The sequence below is a fragment of the Arthrobacter sp. NA-172 genome, assembly GCF_043952055.1.
GTDB lineage: Bacteria > Actinomycetota > Actinomycetes > Actinomycetales > Micrococcaceae > Arthrobacter.
Map to the genome: position 1 here is coordinate 44,132 of NZ_JBINOT010000001.1, position 22,951 is coordinate 67,082.

Annotated in this window: 21 protein-coding genes and 1 pseudogene; 8 read left to right on the forward strand and 14 right to left on the reverse strand. The window is 60.6% G+C overall.

Going from position 1 to position 22,951, the window contains the following annotated elements; translation table 11 throughout:
• Window positions 1-18: 18 nt before the first annotated feature.
• From ACF0H6_RS00235 to ACF0H6_RS00245, 3 genes are read right to left on the reverse strand one after another with little or no spacing between them, the layout of a single operon-like run.
• Window positions 19-1,248 carry a CaiB/BaiF CoA transferase family protein gene (locus ACF0H6_RS00235; RefSeq protein WP_395247975.1) on the reverse strand — a complete coding sequence of 410 codons (1,230 nt, stop codon included), beginning with the start codon at window positions 1,246-1,248 and terminating at the stop codon, window positions 19-21.
• On the reverse strand, window positions 1,249-2,124 hold the full coding sequence (locus ACF0H6_RS00240) for an HpcH/HpaI aldolase/citrate lyase family protein (protein ID WP_395247976.1): 876 nt from the start codon (window positions 2,122-2,124) through the stop codon (window positions 1,249-1,251).
• Window positions 2,121-2,687: a MaoC family dehydratase gene (locus ACF0H6_RS00245; protein WP_395247977.1), complete on the reverse strand. Its 567-nt coding sequence runs from the start codon at window positions 2,685-2,687 to the stop codon at window positions 2,121-2,123. Before ACF0H6_RS00245 ends, ACF0H6_RS00240 begins: the two co-directional genes overlap by 4 nt.
• A 185-nt stretch (window positions 2,688-2,872) precedes the next feature.
• Between ACF0H6_RS00245 and ACF0H6_RS00250 the strand changes: the two genes are divergently transcribed.
• Window positions 2,873-4,048: an acyl-CoA dehydrogenase family protein gene (locus tag ACF0H6_RS00250; protein ID WP_395247978.1), complete on the forward strand. Its 1,176-nt coding sequence runs from the start codon at window positions 2,873-2,875 to the stop codon at window positions 4,046-4,048.
• Between the two features lie 823 nt (window positions 4,049-4,871).
• Here ACF0H6_RS00250 and ACF0H6_RS00255 read toward each other — a convergent pair.
• From ACF0H6_RS00255 to ACF0H6_RS00270, 4 genes are all read right to left on the reverse strand, one after another.
• On the reverse strand, window positions 4,872-5,441 hold the full coding sequence (locus ACF0H6_RS00255; protein ID WP_395247979.1) for a hypothetical protein: 570 nt from the start codon (window positions 5,439-5,441) through the stop codon (window positions 4,872-4,874).
• Window positions 5,438-6,349 (reverse strand): hypothetical protein, encoded by a 912-nt coding sequence (locus ACF0H6_RS00260; protein WP_395247980.1) that lies wholly within the window; start codon window positions 6,347-6,349, stop codon window positions 5,438-5,440. The genes ACF0H6_RS00255 and ACF0H6_RS00260 overlap by 4 nt, the downstream gene beginning before the upstream one ends.
• 78 nt (window positions 6,350-6,427) lie before the next feature.
• Window positions 6,428-6,781: a helix-turn-helix domain-containing protein gene (locus ACF0H6_RS00265; RefSeq protein ID WP_395247981.1), complete on the reverse strand. Its 354-nt coding sequence runs from the start codon at window positions 6,779-6,781 to the stop codon at window positions 6,428-6,430.
• The gene (locus ACF0H6_RS00270; protein WP_395247982.1) at window positions 6,774-7,904 is read right to left on the reverse strand and encodes a tyrosine-type recombinase/integrase; all 1,131 of its coding nucleotides are present in this window, start codon (window positions 7,902-7,904) and stop codon (window positions 6,774-6,776) included. The genes ACF0H6_RS00265 and ACF0H6_RS00270 overlap by 8 nt, the downstream gene beginning before the upstream one ends.
• Before the next feature lie 495 nt (window positions 7,905-8,399).
• Here ACF0H6_RS00270 and ACF0H6_RS00275 point away from each other — a divergent pair, with 495 nt between their 5' ends.
• From ACF0H6_RS00275 to ACF0H6_RS00285, 3 genes are all read left to right on the forward strand, one after another.
• Window positions 8,400-9,329, forward strand: a complete 930-nt coding sequence (locus ACF0H6_RS00275) for a hypothetical protein (RefSeq protein ID WP_395247983.1) — start codon at window positions 8,400-8,402, stop codon at window positions 9,327-9,329.
• 462 nt (window positions 9,330-9,791) lie between these two features.
• On the forward strand, window positions 9,792-11,081 hold the full coding sequence (locus ACF0H6_RS00280) for an ISL3 family transposase (protein WP_395247984.1): 1,290 nt from the start codon (window positions 9,792-9,794) through the stop codon (window positions 11,079-11,081).
• A complete protein-coding gene (locus ACF0H6_RS00285) occupies window positions 11,078-12,349 on the forward strand; it encodes a hypothetical protein (protein ID WP_395247985.1) in 1,272 nt (423 codons plus the stop codon). The genes ACF0H6_RS00280 and ACF0H6_RS00285 overlap by 4 nt, the downstream gene beginning before the upstream one ends.
• A 175-nt stretch (window positions 12,350-12,524) precedes the next feature.
• On the opposite strand, the gene ACF0H6_RS00290 is transcribed toward ACF0H6_RS00285, so the two are convergent.
• The 5 genes from ACF0H6_RS00290 to ACF0H6_RS00310 all read right to left on the reverse strand — a co-directional run bounded on the left by ACF0H6_RS00290 (window position 12,525) and on the right by ACF0H6_RS00310 (window position 16,893).
• Window positions 12,525-13,559, reverse strand: coding sequence for a DUF4192 domain-containing protein (locus ACF0H6_RS00290; protein WP_395247986.1), 1,035 nt, complete (start codon window positions 13,557-13,559; stop codon window positions 12,525-12,527).
• 329 nt (window positions 13,560-13,888) lie between these two features.
• Window positions 13,889-14,893, reverse strand: a complete 1,005-nt coding sequence (locus tag ACF0H6_RS00295) for a hypothetical protein (protein ID WP_395247987.1) — start codon at window positions 14,891-14,893, stop codon at window positions 13,889-13,891.
• Entirely contained in the window at window positions 14,893-15,378 is a 486-nt protein-coding gene (locus ACF0H6_RS00300; protein ID WP_395247988.1) for a hypothetical protein, read from the reverse strand. Before ACF0H6_RS00300 ends, ACF0H6_RS00295 begins: the two co-directional genes overlap by 1 nt.
• Complete coding sequence (locus ACF0H6_RS00305) at window positions 15,365-16,258, reverse strand: oxygenase MpaB family protein (RefSeq protein ID WP_395247989.1); 894 nt, start codon at window positions 16,256-16,258, stop codon at window positions 15,365-15,367. The genes ACF0H6_RS00300 and ACF0H6_RS00305 overlap by 14 nt, the downstream gene beginning before the upstream one ends.
• Before the next feature lie 122 nt (window positions 16,259-16,380).
• A complete protein-coding gene (locus ACF0H6_RS00310) occupies window positions 16,381-16,893 on the reverse strand; it encodes an SRPBCC family protein (RefSeq protein ID WP_395247990.1) in 513 nt (170 codons plus the stop codon).
• Between the two features lie 276 nt (window positions 16,894-17,169).
• Here ACF0H6_RS00310 and ACF0H6_RS00315 point away from each other — a divergent pair, with 276 nt between their 5' ends.
• Window positions 17,170-17,946 (forward strand): hypothetical protein, encoded by a 777-nt coding sequence (locus tag ACF0H6_RS00315; protein ID WP_395247991.1) that lies wholly within the window; start codon window positions 17,170-17,172, stop codon window positions 17,944-17,946.
• 48 nt (window positions 17,947-17,994) lie between these two features.
• On the forward strand, window positions 17,995-18,858 hold the full coding sequence (locus tag ACF0H6_RS00320; protein ID WP_395247992.1) for a toll/interleukin-1 receptor domain-containing protein: 864 nt from the start codon (window positions 17,995-17,997) through the stop codon (window positions 18,856-18,858).
• Window positions 18,859-19,020: 162 nt separating this feature from the next.
• Here ACF0H6_RS00320 and ACF0H6_RS00325 read toward each other — a convergent pair.
• Window positions 19,021-20,168 (reverse strand): IS3 family transposase gene (locus ACF0H6_RS00325; protein ID WP_395247993.1). Its coding sequence is split into 2 segments (ribosomal slippage): window positions 19,021-19,895 and window positions 19,895-20,168, totalling 1,149 coding nucleotides; the frame shifts between segments, so codons are not numbered across the junction.
• A 154-nt stretch (window positions 20,169-20,322) separates the two neighbouring features.
• On the opposite strand from ACF0H6_RS00325, the gene ACF0H6_RS00330 reads away from it, so the two are divergent.
• A complete protein-coding gene (locus ACF0H6_RS00330) occupies window positions 20,323-21,225 on the forward strand; it encodes an ETEC_3214 domain-containing protein (RefSeq protein ID WP_395247994.1) in 903 nt (300 codons plus the stop codon).
• A gap of 64 nt (window positions 21,226-21,289) precedes the next feature.
• On the opposite strand, the gene ACF0H6_RS00335 is transcribed toward ACF0H6_RS00330, so the two are convergent.
• Window positions 21,290-22,294: a hypothetical protein gene (locus ACF0H6_RS00335; RefSeq protein WP_395247995.1), complete on the reverse strand. Its 1,005-nt coding sequence runs from the start codon at window positions 22,292-22,294 to the stop codon at window positions 21,290-21,292.
• A 216-nt stretch (window positions 22,295-22,510) separates the two neighbouring features.
• Between ACF0H6_RS00335 and ACF0H6_RS00340 the strand changes: the two are divergent.
• Window positions 22,511-22,921 (forward strand): annotated as a pseudogene (locus ACF0H6_RS00340) (hypothetical protein); the annotation flags it as partial.
• Between the last annotated feature and the right edge of the window lie 30 nt (window positions 22,922-22,951).

A 22,951-nucleotide genomic window follows, 5' to 3' on the forward strand; every position in this document is an offset into this window, starting at 1 on the left:
CCCACCTAACATACGGCATCAGCCACGGCACGCCGGGGGACAGGCAAGCCGTGGCTGATGCGCAACCAGGAGAGATTCAATTGGTGCTGTGAAGCGCGCCCAGGCCGGGTGCGCCGAGTCCCAGTTCCGCCAGAATCTTGTCGGTGTGCTCGCCAATCCCGGGCACCGGATCCATCCTGACGTCTGTTTCCTGGACGTGACCGGCGGGAGGAGGCTGCGCAGTGGTCCCACGGGGGAGTCGACGTCCCGCCAGCGGTTGCGCTCGGCCAGCTGCGGGTGCGCGGAGAACTCGCGCATGTCCCTCAACTGGGCGTTGGCTATGCCGGCGGCGTCCAGCCGGGCCAGGACGTCCGCCGCCGGCAGCTCTCCCAGGACCCCGTTGATGGCCTCGTGCAGGGCCGGACGGTTGTCCACACGCAGCGCATTGCCGGCGAAGCGCGCATCCTGCGCCAGGCCGGGCTGCTGCAGCACGTCGGCGCAGAACTTGGCCCATTCGCGCTCGTTCTGGATGCCGAAGAACACGGTGCCGTCGGCGGCGCCGAAGGGTCCGTAGGGTGCGATGCTGGCGTGCTGCGCGCCGCTGCGGGCGGGCGGGGCCCCGCCGTATTCTGCGTAGAAGTACGGCTGCGCCATCCACTCACCTAGTGCCTCAAGCATGGAAATTTCCAGGACGTCACCGCGGCCTGTGGTGGCCCGTTGCAGCAGCGAGGTCAGGATGCCGGAGTACACATACATGCCGGCGGAGACGTCGGCGATGGACACTCCCACCTTGGCGGGGGAGTCCGGGGTGCCGGTGACGCTGAGCAGGCCCGCCTCGCACTGGACCAGCAGGTCGTAGGCCTTTTTCTGTTCGTAGGACCCGCCACGGCCGTAGCCGGAGATGGAGGTGTGGATCAGCCGCGGGTTCAGGGCCAGGGCCTCGTCCGGCCCCATGCCCAGGCGTTCGATGGCGCCGGGTGCGAGGTTTTGGACCAGGACGTCAGCTGTGGAGACCAGCTTGCGCAGCACAGCCATGCCATCCTCGGACTTCAGGTCCAGGACGATGCTCTCTTTGGACCTGTTCAGCCAGACGAAGTAGCTGGCCATGCCATGGACCTTGGTGTCGTAGCCGCGGGCGAAGTCACCGGTGTCGCGTTCCACTTTGATGACCCGGGCGCCGAGGTCGGCGAGCTGCCGGGTAGCGAAGGGGGCCGCGACCGCCTGTTCAAGGGAGATGACGGTGATCCCCGCCAATGGCAAGGTGCCCATTTACTGTTCCTTCCCTGCACGCTGCAGGATGCGTTTGGCCCGTTCGGTAACCGGACGGTCAATCATCTGGCCATCCACCTGGGCCGCGCCGCCTTCGGCGCCAATGACGGACAGTGCCCACTCCACGTCTGCTTCCGTGGGCGCGAATGCCCCATGAACGGGAGCCAGCTGGGCTGGGTGGATGCAGAGCTTGCCGCCGAAACCGAAGTTCCGGGCCAGCCGGGCTGACGCCGCCACACGGACGGTGTCCTTGATGTCTGTGGAAGGTGAATCCAGCGGCGCCGCGATGCCGGCAGCCCGCGAAGCGAGGACCAGCTGGGCGCGGGCATGGTCAAGAAAGCGGTCTCCGCCGTCGGCGTCGATGTCCAGGGCGAAGTCGATGGCGCCGAACGCCAGCCGCGTCACGCCCGGCACGCGTGCCAGCTCCACGGCGTTCACCACGCCGAGGGCGGATTCGACCAGCGGGACCAGGGCAAGGTGGTTTGGCATGTCCGAGCGCAGCTGGCGCAGGGCGGCGGGGTCTTCCGCCTTTGGCACCACGGTGCCGAGCAGACCCGAGCCCGGGGTGCGGGCGGCCGAAAGCAGCAAGGTGATATCGGCGTCGTAATGTCCGGAACCCTGCGGGTTCACCCGCACCAGCGCACGCACCCCTACGCCGTCGTCCGACGGTGCCACCGCCGCCACCGCCGCAGCCAACGCAGCGGACTTGGCACCGGGCGCGACCGCGTCCTCCAGATCGATGATTATGACGCCGGCGCCCGCGGCGGCTGCCTTGGCGAACCGTTCGGGGCGGTCACCGGGAACGAACAATGCGGTGACTGCCGAGGCGACGGTTTCGGCACCGGAAATGGTGAGGCTTCCTGCCGGCGCCGTCACTGGAAGTCCCCGATCGAGGGCAGCGTGGACTCATCCGGGCGGGCGGATTCGACGCCCGGAAGGTAACCCTGCCGGTACACCATGAAGGTGCGGCGGTAGCTGATCACGATCTTGCTGTCCTGGTTGAAGCCCTCAGTGGCGACGGTAACCAGGCCGAGGTTGGGCCGGGACTTGGATTCCCGGGTGGAGAGGACCTTGGAGCGGGAGTAGATGGTGTCGCCTTCATAGACGGGGTTTGGCATGCGGACCTCGTCCCAGCCCATGTTCGCGAAGACGTTCATGGAGAGGTCGATGGTGGACTGGCCGGTGACTAGCGCGAGAGTGAAGGTGGAGTTGACTAACGGCAGGCCGAACTCGGTGGCCTTGGCGAAATTGCGGTCCACGTGGGTCTTGGCCACGTTCTGCGTCATGAGTGTGAACGACTGGTTGTCCGCCTCCGTCACGGTCTTGCCGAACGGGTGGTAGTAGATGTCGCCGGGGGAGAAGTCTTCAAACAGGCGTCCTGTCCAGCCCTCTACTACGCGGCCTTCGGTGGTTGCAGCCTGCGTTGCTTCGTCGGTCATCGCCAATCTCCTTCACTCAATATATTACTGATTCCTGCTAGTCTGACGTTCCGTTCCTTGGAATGTCAAGGTTTATGCTCATCCGTTGATGCGCAAGGCAGGTCTTGCCACCGTTCAATATATTGGCGTATCGTCGTGTCCCAGCAGTGACAGAAGGTCGCCGTCAGCCATTCAAAGGAGCACCGATGCATACCCTCACCGCCGGACTGGACCAGTTGCGCGAGCAGACCCGCCTTCTGTGCGCAGGCTTCCCGGACGAGTACTGGCGCGAAACGGACCGTAACCGCCGTTACCCGCAGGAGTTTGTGGACACGCTCACCGAGGCCGGTCTGCTCTCGGCTCTGATCCCTACCGAGTACGGCGGCCTGGGCCTTGGCCTGACCGAGGCCAGCGTCATCATGGAGGAAATCAACAACTCCGGCGGCCACTCAGCGGCATGCCACGCGCAGATGTACACCATGGGTGCCCTGCTCAGGCACGGCAACGCGGCTCAGAAGAGCGAGTACCTGCCCCAGATCGCTACCGGCTCGCTGCGGCTGCAGGCCTTCTCCATCACCGAGGACAAGGCTGGCTCGGATACCACCAGCATCGAAACAGCCGCCGTGCGCGACGGCGATGACTTCATCATCACCGGCCACAAGAGCTGGACCAGCCGCATCGAGGAATCCGACCTCCTCTTTGTCCTGGCCCGCACCTCCGAAAAGCCCGAAGGCAAGGGCACCGACAAGACCCACGGCCTGACCCTGTTCCTGGTGGACCTGCGCCAGGTCCGGGCCGAACAGCCGGAATCGCTCGAGGTGGTCAAAGTCCGCACCATGTTCAACTACGCCACCAACCAGATCCACTACCACGGCATGCGCGTCCTGGCATCTGCCGTCATCGGTGAGGTGGGCAAGGGCTTCCGCTATGTCATCGACGGCTGGAACGCCGAGCGCATCCTGCTGGCCTCTGAAGCGATCGGCGACGGCTACTGGTTCACGACGCGGGGCGTAGAGTACGCCAACAGCCGCGAGGTGTTCGGTCGTAAGATCGGCAGCAACCAGGGCGTGCAGTTCCCCATCACCGATGCCTACATGAAGGTCCGGGCCGCCGACATGATGCGCTACGAGGCCGCCCGGCTCTTTGACGCCGGCGAACCCTGCGGCGCAGAGGCCAACATGGCCAAACACCTGGCCTCCGAAGCCAGCTGGGCCGCCGCCAACGCCTGCCTTGACACCCACGGCGGCTACGGCTTTGTGGACGAGTACGACGTCGAACGCAAGTTCCGCGAGACCCGCATGTTCCAGGTGGCCCCGGTCAACAACAACCTGATCAAGAGCTTCGTGGCCACCAAGGTCCTGGGCCTGCCCCGCTCCTACTAGCCGCGCGGTGTTGCTGCCAGATCCACTGCAACGGCTGCGGTTGAGTGTCAAGGCTCGTTGGGGAAGAACTGTGCGACTGACTACTTGATGAGCGCTCTACTCGTGGCAGAGGCCCTCGATTATGCTGGTCCGGAGTGCTCCCATGCTCCTGCGGCGGCCAATACCCTCAATCTGGTGGGCATTGTCTTGTGCTCGGCTGCTGGCTGACGGAGCTCTCATCCGGAGGTAACAGAGGGCCTTTAAGGCCTCTCCCCGGCCATTGAAGACTGGCAGCGGGACGTGTTGAAGTGGGACGAGTTCGAAGGGCAACCCGGCGGCCCGGTTGCCCACGAAGGATGGCAGGGCGTCCGCTAATAGAACTCGAGTAAGTCATCGATTGCCGCATGCAGCCAGCTGTTGAAGTCAGGGAAGTCTCCGCGCGCTTCCCACCCCGGAGACGCATAATGGTGGATTATTGCGACTTTGCCCGTCTCTAGATCCCAACAGGCGGAATCATCGTTGTCTTGTCGCTTGGCGAAGAGAATTAGCCGCCGCTGAGGGTATCGCTTGGCAATTCCCTGGTTAAGCGCTCGTAGTTGATCACCGGTCGGGATCCACGACGGTTCCAGTTCAAACAGCTCGCACTCGACCAGTCGAAGAAACCCTCGAGGGTATGAGAACCCGTCAGGTAGTTCTGCCGAAGTTAGCAGTAGCTCGTCCGTTTGATGCTTCTGTTCGCTGCTTGCGGTCGAGTCCCGTTCCGGTGAACGACCGTCTGCCGCTCCTCTTTTCCTGAAAAGTCCCATAGCAAGAGGTAACCACAGCTATTGGGCAGGCGACTCAGCTATGAAATTGGAAAATGTCCGTGGCTGAGCTGAATGCGAGCAGCGTGGAAGTAGGCTCCGTGATCCGCGGGCGTTTCGTGACATTCTTCAGCCCCCGGAGCGCATCGACGACGGCGAGATATTTGATACGTATTGGGCGTAATTGGCCGAGGAGTCGATGGCGTGGCGATCAATCGTGGCCGGGGAGTAACCAAGTGCCTCGGCAATGATGGCGACCGGGCGAGTTTGGTGAGTTCGTGAAGTGTTCCCAACCTTGCCGCCCGAGTGCTGAAGGCCGTGCTCAACCGCCGGGTGAGGGATGAGGCTTGGAGGTGTTTGCCGGGTGAGCCGCCGCGGAATACCCAGTTGCTGTTGGGGTGCGCGGCTGTCTGGTGATGGGTGGGGGTGGCTGCGAGTTCGCGCCAAGGTTCATCGAGCGGCGGCGTGAGCGCGATTTCGACGGTTCCGAGGGTGATGGTGAGGTTTTCCTTGGTCACGGTGACGTTGTCCCAGGTGAGTTTGACGATGTCGGCGACTTGCTGGCCGAAGACCAGGACGAGGATGGCTGCTGCTCGGTCCCTGGGGTTCATGTCAGTCGTGTGGCTGAGGTTTTGGATGAGCTCGGTTTGGGCGGCTGCGTCGAGTCGGGGGCTGGTGCCGCGTCGGTGGGGCTGCAGTTGCACGGAAGGATCGATAAGGCGTGTTTTGGTTGCCCAGTCCAGGAAGCGTGAGGCGATGCCTCGCGTTGTGGGCCCTTCTGCCTGCCAGCGGTCCAGGTGCGCGCCTGGTTCACTTCCGTGAGTTCGGTGTCTTGAGCGGTGAGCCAGTTCAGCAGTTTGATGGCGACGGTGACTGCTTGTTTGGCCCGGAGAAAGGTGCCTTGGGTGACCTCGTCGATCTGGTTCATGCGGCGTTGGTGGTGCCAGCGAATGTAGCGGCGCATGATGTCCCGATGATTCGGGCTGGTGATCCGCTCGAGTGTCTGGTCGGCCCAGACGGTGAACCTTGCGTTGAGTTCATCACGGCGTGGCAGGGCATTGTGTTCGACGAGGAGCCCGCGGACGTATTCGCGGGTGCGTGATGCCGGAAGCTCATCGAAGCGTGCGTGGGTGATCACAGGCTCGGCCGCCAGTTGTTGAAGGAATTCGGTGACGTGAGGCTGCTGGATCCACGTGAGTCCGCTGTTGGCACGCTTCATGGACTTTAGGGCGGTGCCAATTGCCTGAAGAGCGGGGGAGGGCGGCTGGTTATCTGCCGGGCTGAGGAGCCTGTCGACGGTCATGGCCAGGATGCATGTCCAGCATCGGTTGCCGGAGTGGAGTTCGTCTTCGGTGCCGCATCCGATGCAGTCGACGTTGAGCTGAACGCCGGAGCATTTCCGGCAGGCCGGCAGCGTGTCGATGCGGCCGGGCAGGACGCCTTCGTGGCCGCAGGCGCAGGTGCCGCGGGTTCTTTTGGCCTGTTGGTAGCAGTAGCCGCAGATTCCGCCGTCGGGCACCGGACCGCGATTTGGTGGTGTTCGCCGCAGCGTCCGCAGGCTTCCGGCCATTTGGTGGGGTCGCCGGCTTTGCGGGGCCTAGTCATCTTCTTCCGGAGGCAGAACGCGGATCCGGCGGGCGATCGGCGCGCCGGGTGTGATGCCCAGGTCTTCTGGACGCTTGGGAGCGTTGGCGGTCTTGGCGGCGCGCATCTGCACGTAGGGTTCGAACAGGTCGTTGGGCGTGCATTCGAGGATGTCGCAGAGGGCGGCGAAGGTCTGGGCGGGAATGCGCTCGGGTGTTCCGGTGACGAGGCGGTGGACCTGGGCGTTGGAGAGGTTGATGCCCCGGGCTTTGAGCAGGGGGAGCAGCTCGGTGGTCTTCCAGAGGTTTCGTTGGGCCATCAGCTGTCGGAGGTTCCAGCGGTAGCCGATCCGTCGTTGTTCAGCCATGGCTGTTCCCCTCGCCGTCGCCGTTGCGTAGCCGCTGGGCGATCATTTTCTGGATGGTCTTCTGTTTGAAGTCCGCCGACACGGAAGTATAGAGGGCCGTGGTCGAGGAGTAGCTGTGCCCGACCTGCTGCTGGATGAACAGCGGGTCGTAGCCGGCCTCGATCAGATGCGTGACGTAGGAGTGCCGCAGGGTGTGCAGGGTCAGTTCTTCCGGTAGGCCGGCGATCGTCCGCACCCGCTGGAAAGACCGGTCGAAGTTGCGGTAAACCGTGGAGCCGGAGCGTTCAGAGGGCCAGAGGCTGGCGGACCGGTCAGTGGTGGGGAAACGTTTCCGGCCGTCAGGGGAGAGCCAGTACTCCAGGAGCTCGACCACCCAATGGAACTCGGGGACGGTGAGCACGGTCCGGCGGCGGGGCCCTGGCCCCTTGGTTCCCTTGGCCCACCGCACCTGTAGCGCCCCAAAGCGGCGGAACTGTTCGACGTGCGGGTTGGGTCCGAAATCGACGTACTCGAGCATCACCAGTTCACGCCGCCGCAGCCCGTAGGCGTAGGCCACCTTGAAGGCAGTCGAGTCCCTCAGAGCTGGAAGCCAGCGCTTGGAACCCTTGGCGAACTCGGTGTCGACCAGGTCGTCGGCAGCGTCGAAGAACGTCTGAAGTTCGGTCCGGGTGAACGCCCGGCGGCGTGCCGGCACGGCATCGTCAGTCGTGTGCCGGGGTGAGTTCCACTCGAAGACCACCTGTACCGGGATGTCGGAAAAGACCCGTTCGCAGAACGCTGCCCAGCCGTAACGCCCATCCGTCAGATAGGAGCAGAAAGCCCTGATTGCCCCGGAATTGGCCCTCAGCGTTGATAACGCCAGCCCTTTCTCTGAGCTGCGGCGGTCCGCCAGGAACTCGTCCACGTGATGCGCCGACCACGTCCACGGATACTCGTTCGCGTGCTCCTGGAACCTCTGCACCGTCCCGCAGGAGCTTTTGATGTACGACGTCGACAACCCGCGAGCCAGTATCTGTGCCCGCCAGCCGTCCAGCATCGCCTCGAAAACTCGATCCTCGGCACGCAGCAGCCCGACATTCCCATTGGTCAGAAAGGCCGGAATCCGCCCAGGCTCGATACTCACAGAGCAAACTGTACGCAAAAATCTCTCATCTAATGAGAGATTACGCCGCTAGGCCGCGTCACCACGCACACTCGTCTGCCGCGGGCGCTTGCTGTTCGAGTGACGCAACGTGTCACTGACCTGCGAAAACGCCTCAAAGTAAGTTGGGACGAGTTCTCTCATCTACTTCTACTCGTCCCACTCAAACGCCGATAATAATGATTCTGTAAAGTAGCGCAGCCGTAGTGGATAGATGTGGAGTGCGGCAGGTGCTGCTGCTGCACTCCGCGAGATTCCTTTGCTCGCAGTTTTGGAATGATGGGTGGCCGTTACAAACATTGAACACTGTCCACTGTCGCTGGAACGTAGAATCCTCGAATGGGGATTTCAGTATCGGAACAAACACCTGAGCCGGCGTTAGATGCTGGCATCAGCCTCTCAACTTTGGACCAAGGTCCAACCTCAGCTACAAGTGGCCGCCGATCCCGGCGAGGTGGTGCGACTATCCTGGCGCTCATGTGCGGTCTGTATGCAATTCACCTCCTCCTGCTGTGGAAACCGTTGGAACGCTGGGTGACATTCGGGGAGGCATTTGCTACGAGCCCGGCAATGGCTGGGCTGGCTGCCGTCACGGCTGCAATTATCGGCGCCCGAGCCCTGGGACGGCAACTGGAGCACGCAAAGGCCGAAGCCCTCAATGCAAGGCGGAAGGATGCCGAAGCGTCGTGGTGGGAAAAATTCGAATGGGTCACCGACCGAATCCTGCCAAAGGACAAGGAGAAGCAAGAGAAGCTCGAAACTTCGCTCGCTCTCCGGTTATCTACCTCGCTGCTGGAGATGTCTACGGCGGAGTTCCAAAGAGAAGCCGTGAACGGCGTCATTAAGCACTATCTGGAGAAGCCAAAAGAGCAAGGCATCTTCTCAACAGGTGGAGACACTGCCGACTCTGCGACTGACCCTGCTGCGGTGCGGGCATTCCTTGCTGCAGCTCAAGGCTCAAGCTCACAAGCGAATCGTGTGTTCCTGAGTGGATTCCTTTACGAGAGTGAGGTAAAAGCTGCGCTGGAAGCTCAATCAATTCAGCCTTTGAGCCGCTACGATCCAATCGCCGCTGCCGTGATGACCGAGTTAAAGTATGAACCCGACGCCGTCCTTGATATCGAGGACCGTCGAGTCATGCTCGATATCAAGGGAGGAGAACGCTTGCCGCGGATGTGGGCGCGCAGCATTGCAGGGCTGTCGAATCGCATAAGAGCCATAACTCATGGCGAAGTCGATCTAATTGTTGTCACGAATGCCACCCGCATACCCGTAGAGGTAAAAGACGCCCTTCGAATCGTCCGCTGGGTTCCAGAGGACGGGCATGAAGCCCTCGAGGTCCGGATTAGAGAGAAGCTGGGGCTGGATTATGGCGGCGATACCAACGAACCGGCCCCTGAAGTTTGACGGTGCTCGGTCAAATTTCTAGAAGCGGGCTCCCAGTCTTCCAGCATTTTTCGACCGGCGAGATGAAGCCCTAGGCGCGGTCCGGCTAAACGGTAGATTATAAGCAGATAACCAGGACGTCGAAGTGTGGGGGAGTAACGTTGAGATTTTCGGAACAATTTGGAATCAAACGATCGGACCATGACGACTGGTTTGATCCTCACCTAACTGTTGATACAAAGCTTTTCATTGATCCCCTTCTCTTGATCTTGGCTGGCGAGCCGTGGGCTTCTGGGCATGACCGCCTGATAGCTCATTTTGTTCGATGCTATGAACTCGTCGCCAAAGCCTCTGGAAGCAAGTCTACGTGGCTCTCCGTGGTTCGTGGTGAAACGGATTCCGTGTCTTGAAAGCTGAAGGGCTCGTAGCCCTGCTGTGATGGATGTTCTCTACGCATTCATCAAGAGTCAGGAGCTACGAGCCTTGATCGAGCCTACTTCCCCGCGCCCCGATGCTGCCACCGCCCTCTTCAATCTGCCCGACTACCGCGTCACCGATACCGAGATCCTCGCATTCGGACAGCGACGGGTCCGCATCGAAGCCACCGCCGAGGCCGGCTGCCCGTCTTGTGGCGTCATCAGCACCCGCGTGCATTCACGCCGGCCCCAACGTGTGCGCGACATCCCTGTCGCCGGCCCGGTCGAAGTGATCTGGTCCAAGCGGAGATTCTTCTGCGATGAGTATCTGTGCCCGCGCAGGACATTCGCCGAGGAGACCGCCCAGGTGCCGCGCCGCGCACGGTCCACCCGCCGGCTTCGCGACGCCCTCGTGGCCGCCGTCATCGGATCCGGAAGGGCCGCCGCGGAAGCGGCCTCCTCGTTCGGCGTCTCATGGTGGCTGGTCCAGCGAGCCCTGGACTCCGCGGCGCTGACACTGCCTGACGTGGATGTCCTCGCGCCACGAATGCTCGGCATCGATGAACACCGCTACCGGTCGGTGCGGTTCTTCCGCGATCCCGAAACGAACGCCTGGAAACGGTACGAACCCTGGATGACCACCATTGTCGATCTGGACACCGGACAAGTGCTCGGGATCGTGGACGGCCGCGACAGCGAAGGCGTCGGAGACTGGCTGTTCGCCCGGCCGCTTCAGTGGCGCATGGGCGTGCAGGTCGTCGCGATCGACCCGTCGGCGGCATTCCGCAAGGCCCTACGGATGTGGCTCCCGCGCACCGCCGTCTCGGTCGACGCGTTCCACCTGGTCAAGCTCGGCAACGACATGCTCACCGAAGTCCGGCAACGACTCACCCAGCAGGTCCGTGGCCGGCGGGGACGCTCCATCGATCCGGTCTGGGCCAACCGGCGGCTGCTCCTGCGCGGCGGCGACACGCTCTCAGACCGGGCACGGAACAAGCTCAGCACCGTGTTCGCCACCGACGACGCCACCGGGAAGCTACAGGCTGCCTGGCTGGTCAAAGAGCAGCTCCGGACGCTGCTCGCCACCGGGTCTCTTGCCGACGCGGCCACCGCGAAAGCCCACCTGCAGAATCTGGTCGAACGAGCCGCGCAGCCGGAAACGAACCGGCTCTGGCGCACGATCTGCCGATGGTGGAAAGAAATCGAAGTCCTCATCGTCACCGGTGCGACCACGGCGAAAGTAGAAGCAAACAACACAGCCATCAAACACATCAAACGGACAGGCCGGGGATTCACCAACCCACGCAACTACAAAACGCGTATCCTGTTGCGCAGTGCCGCCAGAACAGCGGCATGAACATCCATCACGGCAGAACAATCACCACGAACCGTGAAGAGCCGTCTACGTCCGCCGCAATTGCTAAGCGGTTGCTTACATTCCCGGAGCCTGCCGAGCTATGCCTTGGATACACGACAGTTGGAAGCAACGGATCAGGTTCTGGAGCAGCGTTTGCTCAGCGTATGGCAGACGGCATTGCCGTCGCCATCGCTCACGGACTGTCCAACCCAGAGCATATAGAGGAAATCGGTATCCTCAATGAAGGAATCGGTTCTGACCGTATTTCCGATGCAGTTGGAAACGTGCTGAAGGCACATTTCATCACATACACCCAAGGAATCTGCTTGCGACACGGCATAGAAATGCAAAAGCATAAAGTAAGAAACACCAGGGTATTTCCGAACGAAGGACGGTGGCTGACAGAGTCTGTCGACCTACCCACCAACCCGGAGAACAATAAGCCCATCATCCTTGTGCCAGAAATGCTTCTCAATGATCTACCCACCCTAAATGCGGATGACTGGTTCGACTCCGACCTCAACGGGGACATCCGGAACCAGTTCAACCTGAGCGTGGGCCAGAGCGTTCGGAAGTCTGATATCGTCCAATTCGCTCGACGCCATCCTGAGCGCGTGCGTAAGTGGGCTCGAAGCCAAACAAGCCGGAAAGACTTGCAGGGCTACGACTTTTCTGATGACCCCCGAGGCGTCGTGCAGTGGGACAAACTGCCCGTCGTACACGCCGAGTCCAATCCCCTCAGCCTGCAATCCGAGCCGAGGAACGAAGCAGAGCTACGACTGCTCATAAGCCAGATGCTCAAACAGTTCCAACGGTTCGTCGAGGACCAGCGTGGGTGGTCGCTACTTTGGGATTCGGACGGTAAAGAGAAACCGGAGGAGCCCGCCCAGTTGGTCTTTCTAGGCATGGCTCAGCACTACCTGCGGCTCTTCAATGTGGAACTGGACAGGGAAGTCGAACTTGGCCGAGGCCCAGTGGACTTTAAAATAGCTAGCGGATCAAAGCTACGTATGTTGATTGAAATCAAAAAAGCCCACAATGGAAAATTCTGGCACGGGCTTCAGACCCAGTTGCCCAGCTACCTTCAATCTGATGCTTGCAACTTTGGCTGGTATTTAGCGATCCGATACAGGAACAATCCCACATCGGAAATACGCATGAAGGAGCTTCCCGGCCTGGTGAAGAGTACCGCCCAGAAGGTAGGTAAGACCATTGAGTACGCCGCGGTAGATGGGCGGCCAAAGGACTCTGCCTCTAAACAAGAATAATTCGTTCTTGTTTTCACACGCACGGCGAACACAGTGCGTGAGCACAGAGCAAACCTCTTTCCACGAAGCGGCTCAAGCAGCCGCCTGTCGGAGCCCTCTTCTGCCCGTTTTCAAGTGGCCGATGATGAACGTTTCGTCAGCCTGCCTTGGGGCATCCCCGATTAATGGTTCATGTTCAGGAAGGGTCAAGACCCCGCATCCGGTAAGCCGTATTCTTGTCCATGTTCCAGCCTGCGACCATGCCGTAGCCGATGAGTTGGTCGCTCAGTTTGGCTAAGCGGTAGCTGGGGTCTGCTTCTAGCGCGAGCTCCAGGTACTGGTGGGCCCTGCTGCCGCGGCCTTCCCACCAGCTGATGTAGGCGATGGCGGTGAGTAGGGGAGCCGAGTGTTTCGTGCTGCTGTGGGTGTAGGCGTGCAGGAGGACCTGCTCGGCCCACGTAACGCGGGACCATTCCGGTTTGTCGGGGACTTGAGCTAGCAAGATCTGTTCCATAGGGCCGTGGACGCAAGGAATGTCTGCCATCAATTGGTCGCGGATGGCGGGGAACTGGAAGTTGGCAATCAAGGTTGCGGTCTGTTCGTCGCTTGGGAAGGTATTCGCCTCGAGTATCCCCGCCCACAGGGTGCGCGCTAGTTCGATTGCCCGGTGGTTGTAGGAGCGCCCGATCGAGGAAACTCGGTCCTCGACCTCATCGAATGTCGCCATCTCTTTGGGTGAGGACGGCAGTGTGACACGACCGGTCGGTGCGACGGCGCTTCCGCGGTAGACGAGTTCGGCGTTGATTTCGCTGGAGTCGATCATCGACAAGGGCAGCGTGTCGGGAAGCCTAGGGTCGTCGTCGTACGGTGAGACCGTCGTATCGCCGACGAGTAGCCCATCCCGGATGGTGATGTTCCGTTCGGCGAGGGCGCCAGTGAGGGCGGCGATCATAGATGCGTACGGTTTGGTCTGGCCGTGTTCCGGGGCGGCCGAGGTGTAGAGCGCGAATAGGGCGCTGGTCGCGTTCGGGTCGTTAGCGAGGTAGCCGGCGACGGTCCGTGCGTAGGCGGGTGCGCTGGTATCGTGCTTTGGTAAATCCACCCGGAGGGTGGCGCCGATACGGTTTGTATCGATGGTGACGCACACCAGGCTCTCCTTCGGCCAGAAACCGAGGGTGTGGCCGATGAAGCTCAGTACATCGGCGGGCGTTTTGATCGTTAGCGTTTCCATGATCCTTTTCCTTGAATGAGACCTGTGACGGCTGTCCGTCAGTTTCGGCGTCGGTCTGATAGAGGATCCACCGCTGGGTGCAGGGGTCGGAGTGCAACTTGGGGAACCGTGAGCAGTCGAAAAGTTCGCGAGGAAATAAGCGACGACGGAGCGCCGAACGAAGTTTTGGGCTGCGAGCGGCGCGCAGCGCCCTGGTTGCGCGCAGGACCCGCCCAGCGACGATCAAGTATCAGAATGACAAACAGCAAAGATGCATCTGCTCATTCATGGTCCGGATCGGTCCATGCGGCATGACCTTCGTGCAGCCGGGGCGTGGGCTGGTGGGACCCCTATCGCGTGGAACGTGCGCCGGAGTGAGTTTCGAGGGCGACTTCGGCTCGTTCGACGACGGCGCGGTCGTGGGCGTTCAGGCGCCGGGCCGCTGCAGGGCTGGCCATTTCGCAGTCTCGTATTTCGACCAGGCGGCGGTGAAGTTGTGTTTCGGCATGGGGGCTGAGGGCTATCAGCCTGCTGGCTCGCCGCTGCTCAAGGATCAATTCGCGCTGGCTTGACGCCACCCGGTTCCAGATCGGCCCGACTTCCACAAGCAGCAGACGGGCGTGGAGCCCGAACCTGCCGCGGCTGAGTGGGCCGGCCAGTCGTGGCAGAAGCAGCCCCAAGCTGACGAGAAGAACCGCGATGGTTTCGCCGATCCAGTAAAGGACCGTGAGGATCGTCGCCGCCGTACTGTCCGCTAGCGCAACCTTGGTGACGGCTCCGTAGAGGATCCGGTCGAGCAGCACCAGAGCGAAGAGGATACACCCGATGGCGATCAGAATGAACGCCGAGCGGAAAGCCGGTGCATGCATGCGTGGGACGTAGTCGTGGCAAACGCGTGCAATGTCTAGGCAGATCCACATGATGAATGCCGACCCCGTCCAGAGGAACACTGCCATCCCCGGTTGGTCACCGTATGCCAGTGGAAGGTTGGGATCGGTGCGGTCTACACGGCTTGTGAGGAATCCCGCCGTCACGGCCGAACAAGCGATCCCGGCCGCCCAACGACCGAAGGTGAGTTGCCGGTGTCGTACTTCTTCGTCCGAGACGGCGGCCAGCAGAATTGCCGTACGAAATTGCCAAAACCCAAGGAGGAGCGAGAGGAGAGTTGCGAGGCCGACGCGGTTTTGGCCGCCGAGTAGGGGATCCACCGCGTAGTAGACGGCCGGGATGTAGAGGGTGCAGGCGATCGCGGCGAGGATCGTGGCACGGAAGACGCTGCCGCGGTTCGGATCGAGGGCAGCAGGCAGACGGAGGATTGTGAGGACCCAGAGGGTGGCGGCCGGAATGAATTCCATTAGCCGAACACTTTGCGGAATGCCAGCGGTTCGGGCTGCACACCGGCATCGCTGTTGATGATCCGCGTTGCGAGCTGGTCGGCGAGGGCCTCGGCGGTGAGTTCCGCGTCGTCGGTGTAGCTGCTGCGGGCTAGCGCTCGGAGCACGCCTTTGGCATCGAGGTCAGGCAGGAGACTACTGGCGATTTCGCTGCTGACGCCGTCGAGGTCGTGACCGAGGATCAGGTGGCTGAATTCGTGGAGGATGATCTGCTGCCGGTGCCAGATTGATTTGACCGGTGCATGGAGGACGATGTCCCTGTCAGAGCAGATTAGCAAGACCCCGCACAACTCGGATCCCGCCAGACCCGGAAGTTCAGCGATTTTGATCGGTCGGCCGCGTTGAGCTTCCAGCTTCTTCTGGATGAAATGAAGTGTGGCGTTGTTGGGCAAGCTGAACGCGTGTTCGGCCTTCCTCGCTATTTTGCGGGCTTCACGGTAGTTCATTGCCGGTGTGGACGGGGGAGTGTGGAACGTTGACCGGGCCGATTTGGTCCAGGGAATACCCATCGGGGTACAGGGAGGATCCGGCCTTGCCGGGTGTGAAATGCGGCTGCTGTCTCAGCGGACGACGGCGGATGATTGCGTTGCGGAGCTCGAGTCCGGTTTTGAGGGCCGTGCGGGATATCACGTTTGCGCGGGGGAGGCCCAGCGCGGCGGTGAGGCGGTCGTCGTCGAGCATGGTGCTGATGAGTTTCGTAGCCAGCGGACGCAGGGGCCCCGGCAGGCGGCTTTGGAAGACCTGGACCGTTGCGTCCATGAGGTGCTGGCCCTGCTCGGATGGGGCTACATGGGTTGCCTCGTAGCGATCGAAGAAATCCGCGGCTGCGGCGTAGCTGGCGGGCATGTCTTTGATGTTCATCCGGGCGCCTAGTTCGGTGAAGAAGCGTGAGGCGGCCGAAAGCTCTGAGGTAGTTGGTTGGCGCCAGGCGTGTTGCTGGATCCAGCGGATGGGTACCACCAGGAGGGTAAGCAGCACGTAGAGAAAGTCGTCTTTGCTGCCCGGGACGTTGCGGTGGACGTGGTTGAGCAATTCGACCATGGCCTTGCCACGGTCGCTTTCCAGGCCGTTGGCGATGAGTTCGTAGATGACGATGGCGGTGTCGTACGAGCGCTTCATTGGACGCTGCTGAATTTCCGCGTTCGTGTGGAGGGTCGTGGCGATGCTAGGGATCGCGAAATTCCGATAGTAGGAGAGGAAGAAACCGACTTCCATGTCGACGGCGAGGTCGAACAGGGCCATCTGACGGAAGGTGGTTTCCCAGGCTTCTTCGCTTGCGGTCTCTTGGCGTTCGAGGCTCGCGGCGAGGGTGGCGTTGATGTTCATGGTGCCCCCCTTCGCCGTGTCTTGCGTCCATGCGCAAAGTGGGGCCTCAGCTCCCCAGATTGGCTGACCTATTCCATGGTAGAACCGTTGCGATTGCGTGGCTAGTTAACTTGTAGACGGGTCTAAGCTGTGGCTTGTGGAGCTTGGTTTGCTAACGCTTTGACAAGGCCCTCTCCGCCTTGGCGCATCATGAGCGAGTGGGCGGCCGTGAACGCTGGTGCCGCTATTGGGGTCAGCAGATTCATCCAACGCTGAGTGGGTCGGACGCGCCACTCGATGTCCATGCGGGTCGCTTGGCCCTGTGCTTCCGGGGTGAGGACGACACGGCCGGTGCCCTCCAGATGACCGCCAGCGTCGAAGTCAATTTCCTTTGGAGTGACCACATTCGTTGGTTGGATGCTGATGGTGAGGGTGTAACCGAGGGAAGCTCTGAAGTTGAGGTGGGCCGTGGTGGCTTTGAGGATGTCTTCTTGGGAGTTGCTCTTGGCTTCGGTTCGAACGAGTGGTGCGGCGAACGTGCAGTGGGGCCACCACTTTGGCCAGCTCATGTCGACGTCGGCGATGATCGTCCACACTTGCTCCGGGGTGAACGGGAGGTGCCAGGTGGATGCGAGGTCGAATAGGCGGGAGGTCATAGGGATAGTTTGTCACCTGTAAGTGGGGACCGGTGATGACGTTCGGGCCGCCCCAAACCCCTGCGTTTCTGACTACGCGATGTCCTGGGCGAGACTCTCTTTATCTCTCTCGGACCAAGCAAGGCGGTTCCGGCTCCCGAGGTGCAGGTCGGAATTCTCGACGCGCCAATCGCGGTGTCTTAATTCTTGACAAGGCATCAAATCTAGTGCAGCCCGCGCTGAGCCGTCAATGAGGGCGTGTGTGGCCTGTCAGAGTCAACTGAGAGAATTGTTCCTATGACTCCTGACGACTGGGCTGCACTAGCTAAAGAACTCATCAAAACTGTTGGCGCACCGAACTGGGCTGAGGAGGCTAGTTTCTGGCTATCCTCCGTGACCCTCCTGATTGCGGCTATTGCTGCGGGAGGCGGTCTCTACCGACTGAGTGAGGCGAAGCAATTGCGTATCCAAACAAACAAACTAGAGCGCAAGAAGGCCCAGCCATACGTAGTCGCCTTCATGGATGTGTCATTCTTAGGACCAGAAGCTCTCGACGTGGTGATTCGCAACTATGGTCAGACAGCCGCAACGGATGTTCGTGCCGATTTCACACCTCGCTTGACAATGTGGACCCCAACAAAGCACGACGTTTTCATCCCGGAGGAGATACCGATGCTGGCTCCCGGTCAAGAGTGGCGCACCCTGTTTGACTTCTCAAACTCTCGCCTAGGTAAGAAGGAGGCTGATTCGCGGTTCGAAGGTGTGGTCAGGTATAAGGGCATTGATGGTGATCCGTTGGAATCCAAATGCATTCTCGACTGGGAGGCCTATAGGAACAAGACTTGGGTCCAAACCTTCGGACTTCATGAACTGGCCAAGGCCGCTACTGACATGCGTAACCAGATGAAGAGCTGGACTGAGGGCAATGACGGGCTGAGCGTCATCGTTAGAAGTGGCGACAAAAAGGATGGCGAAGAACGGGCACTGTTCGAGCAGGTGCGCCGGGAACAAGACCTCGAAGACTCGAACCAATCTCCTCCCTTGCGTAGGGTCTCAACGGCAGATACCGAGTGATGTCGTTGATACTCTTACCGGAGTATCTGAGGGAGCAAGAGGTGAGCCATGAAGGTCTTTATTAGCTGGTCAGGTCCCGAGAGCAAGGCCGTTGCACTCTTGCTCAAGCCATGGCTACGTAGCGTCCTTCAGGCAACCAAGCCGTGGATGAGCGATACAGACATTCAAGCGGGTACAAAGTGGGAGAGCAGTATCTCCACTCAGCTTCGCGAGTCTGGCTTTGGCATCATATGCGTGACGGATGAAAATCAGAACACACCTTGGATCAATTTCGAGGCCGGGGCGCTATCAATGGCGATTGCGGACATCGAACGCCGCGTGGTCCCACTGTTGATCGGATTCAACGATAGAGGCGATCTCAAGGGGCCGTTGAACACCTTCAATACGACTCTCTTCAATGAAGAGGGTGTGTACAAGATGCTCCTATCGATAAATAGCCAGCTCGAGGAACCCTTAGAAGAATCAGCGCTAAAGAAGTCCTTCGGAGCCTTCTGGCCTGAACTTGAGAGTGAAGTAGAGAAACTTCAGGAACAGGGCAAGCTGACAACAGCGCCGGCACGCGATGACAAAGACATCCTGAATGAAATTCTTGATACCGTACGGTCCTTGTCTCGGGACCGCGACAGTACAAAGGCTCAGATTTATACCAGAGCTTTGGCGAAACTAGCCTACGGTGATCCGCTGCCCAGGAATGAGGAGCTGATTGGTGTGGCAGAGCACCAGATCCAGGAATATCTGCGATCGGTGGGCAATTCGGCTCAGTTCACATCTAAGAGGACATCCGCAATTGACACCAACATTTACGTTCACTTAGAAAAGCCGTTAGATGAGGAACAAAAACTGCCCATCGTTGAAGCCACCAAGCTTCTGAGTTCCGGAAATATCGAACTTCTATTTGTTGACGAGCACTAACTTAGTACTCGGGTGACTTTCTGCACGACTACGTTAATGGTAGCTGGATCGATCAGCCTCAATGATAACCATGACCTGCCCAGGGGGAGAGGCCCTACTTTCTGGCTTTGGAGGCCACGACTCGCAAGGCTCGTGGTTGGGTCCCCGCTAGCAGTCCAGCGTCTATGCGATAGCTGATTGGTTTTCTTGCGTCCAGGTTTCCCAGTATCGGTTCGGCGTCATGCCGTCCAGGGATCCGTGGGGCCGTTCATGATTGTAGATAGCTGTCCATTCCTCGGCCAAATACTTCGCTTCGGCCATGGTGTCCATGATTTCTCCGGAGAGTTGTTCCCTTCTGAACTGGGCGTTGAATGATTCGATGAAGCCGTTCTGCCACGGTGATCCCGGGTCGATGAAGGCTGTGTCCACGCCGGCGGTGCTGCACCAGTTGACCAGTGCCGCGGCGGTGAATTCCGGCCCGTTATCGCACCGGACGTAGGCCGGGGCGGTGCCGGTTTCGGCGATGATGTTCTCCAGCACCGCGATGACGTCGGCGGCCTTGAACGACCGGCGCGGGATGACGGCCAGCGCCGTGCGGGTGTATTCGTCGATAACGTTGAAGAACCGGATGTGCCGGCCGCAGGAGGTCACGTCGGACTGGAAGTCGAAGCTGACCACGTGCATCGGGTACTGGGCCGTGAGCCGCTTTTGTTCCCCGGCGCCGGGCCCGGTGCGCCGCTTCTTCCGCGCCTTCGGTTTGCAGGTCAGGCCTTCGTCGCGCCAGAGCCGGCGCACCCGCTTCCTGTTCAGCGCCACGGCAGCCCATGCTGGCTGGGCCAGCAGGTGCCAGCGGGCTTTCCGCCAGCCCCACGCCGGATGCTTGCCGGCAATCTCACGCAGGGCGGCACGAAGCCGCGCTTCCTCGACACCCATATCGGGTTTCTTCTTCCGGAAAGCGGACCGGTTCTGCCCGATGACCTTGCACGCGAAACGTTCGGACGCCCCGAACTTCTCCACCGCCATGCGCACGGCACGACGGCGGGGCTCGGGGCTCAGAATTTTCCCTTCGCCACCTCGTTCAGGATGTCGATGGCCAGTTCCTTCTCTGCCAGCAGCCGCTTGAGCCGGGCGTTCTCCTTCTCCAACTCCTTGGTACGCCTGGACGCCTCGGCGTTCTTCTCGGACCCGTACTCCTTCAGCCACCGATACCAGGTCGCCTCGGTAACCTGAAGCTCCTTGATGACCTCGACCATCGGGCGGCCGTCATTGAGCATCTTCTGGCCCTGACGGACCTTGGCAATGACCTGCTCCGGGGTGTGTCTGCGTGCCATGATTCGTGAAATTCCTCCTGTGTCCATTCTCGGACACGAAACTCACACAAACACCGGACTCCTCAGCGGGGACCCAACCACTCGGGAGTGCCGCCATGAAGCGACGTCTTTGAAGGATGCATCAAATGTCGTAAGCGTACCGGATTATTGCCTTGTGGAGATCTTTACGAGCTTTCTGGCGACCTCCGGCACCCTCGTGTCTGCCCTCCTGGCATCGGGAAGCCTTTGGGCGTTCTTTCGAAGCCAGTACTTGAAGGGCTGGGGGAGTCGGCGTCACTGGCGCAAAAAGTTCAACCACTTGGCGAACTGGGTAACTGACGATTACATCGCGGAGCTGCTCGGCGCACCGGTGATGATCGATCAGGGTGCAGAGCCGAATTCTGTCAACCGCATCTACCTGACGCCACATGCGTGGGTGGTCACGCGCAGCGTCGACGGGAAGGTCCAAGGGTGGTCAGTTACGATCACGGACACCAAGTTCTGGTGGAGTATTGAGGCACCAACCTTCTGGCAACTCAACTCACGGCTTGGACGTGCAACTTTCGCAAGCCTAGACACGAAGCCCTCGGGTAGTTTCGAAGCGCGCGGTGCTAGATCGTATCTTTATGCGGAGTCGGTCTATTGGGGAAACCCTGGCGCTCATCAGACCTACGTCTTCATGCACAACAACGCAGGGACGGGAAGACTTCAACCGAGTCGCGACGTCTATGTAAAAAAGACCGGAGCCTTTGCCGGGGGCGGCGTTGCGGGAGTCGCGCAGGTGGCGAATGCTGAGACCCGCGCTAATACAACAGTGAACACTCTCATGGTGCTATCGCCCAGCATGTCGATTAGGGACGGGGACTTTCCTGTTTGGCCCACGGTGAACCGAGATCAAGTACGCATGGTCTATAGCGAGGCGAAGGCCCGCAGAGAGCGGTACGTGAGGAGAGCGCGTTGGCGGCGAATTATTGGGACTCGTGGCTTCAGACGCAATGACCTGCCTTCAGTCGCTACACCACCTGTAGAGAGGGATGAAGACGACGCCCAAGCGGTCGAAAGTGCAAGCGAGCCGTAGGACTCGTCATCACGAAGGGCGCACATGCCATACGGATCGGATGATCCGCCCTATGGCGAGTGGATCACTCCGTCGGCAGTTGAGCGAGTACTCGGACACCTGCGACGAACTCCTCAGGGCTCAGCAGGAAACGGCTTCCACGAGGTAGTTTCTTTCCTCCACGGAGGTCTTCGTACTTGAAATCGATGAGACTCGCAGGAATGAGGCGTGGCCTGTTGCGGTTGACCCAGGGCCATCGCTCCGGGTCCTCGCCCTCCCGGTAAGCAGCCCATTCGACGTAGTCGTCCGGCAGAAGCTCCGGATCTGTTGTCACTTCGACTACGACGTAGCAGTCCTTGGTCCCTGTCGCGCAGATGAAGACGAGATCGCCGGTCTTGATAGAAGGTTCTCCGATCCATTTGTCTCCCCGTTTTGAACCGGGATTCGCAAATCTCCACTCTTGCCGCCACTGGTCCAAGACCGGAGCACCGTCCTCAACCTTCACCCAGAGAGATCGCTCCGGTTCCCGAGCATCGGCAAGGAGCCGATCGACGTCAAGAAGCGTTGAGTCTTCGTCCTGGTCCCTCACCACCGGAGAGGGCTTCGGTAGCCATTTGGCATGCACGGCCAAGTCGTCGAGATCGCTCCTCGATACTGATCGGGAAGGCCAGGCGAGAATCATCCTCCGTGCCTCGTCAATTTGATCCCGATCCAGCTCGACACCAAGCTCACGGTTCGAATTCACCGAGCTGCCCAGTCCTGCTCCGGTTAGGTTCGCCGATCCGAGCATCCCTCGACTGCCCACGATGAAGCACTTGGCGTGAAGCCGGTCAACATGGCGAACCTCGACTCCCGTGTCGAGCATCAACGCCATTCCCGGGACCGAGAGGAACGTGCTCGCCACGGCGAGCGGATCCAGCGTCGTGTACAGGGTCCATGAGCGGGACGATCCGATCGCTGCATCGGCGATGCTCCTGCATACGACATAAGAGAGGTAGGGGCTCGTGAGGACGACATCGCCGTCGGGGTCCGCAAGGGCCGAATAAAGCCAGTCCGAGGCGGTGTCGAGTACTCGCAGTTGAGAGGTCATGTAGCCAGCCTAATTAGATCCTCCGACAGGTCCCGGAGCCGGCGAAACGAAGCGCCCCCCGCTCCAGAAGGCGGCCTGGGACGCTCGATCTGTGCACGATGCGTACCGTGCATGAGAGATGTCAGACCCATAGGTAAGTATTGGTCCATGACTACCCCGAGCATTCCTTCATCGCTCGCCTAGGCCCTCGAGAGTGAACTTCGGCCGCAGAACTCTTTCCCGTGGACTCGGGAGTCGTGGCGCAAGCAGTGCCACGATCTTCCGGAGGTACTTTCGCTCCTTGAGCGTGTTCCCGAGCGTGTGAGCCGGGAGACGACACTGGCAACTGCTACTGCGGAACTCGACGCCGGTCGTGTCCTCCAGGCATTCGTCGCCGTGATGGTGTGGGGTTGGGGTCCGGGCGGTCTTGGTGCTCTCCGTACACGCTGGATCCTTACTCAAGCTCCCATCTCTGACAAGCAGATAGTTGGATGGCTCAAGAGCGCCGCAGAGGGTTCCCTGGACAGGACCAAGACGCCCTCCCACGAGCGTTACCTCGCAATCCTGAAGGAATGGGGCCGTCCGTATGGTCGAACGCGTGCACAGGTCGAGACGGAGATCTGCCGATTGGCGACCGGCCGGGGATAACGAAGCGCCAGACGTGGTGTCAGGTGGAGC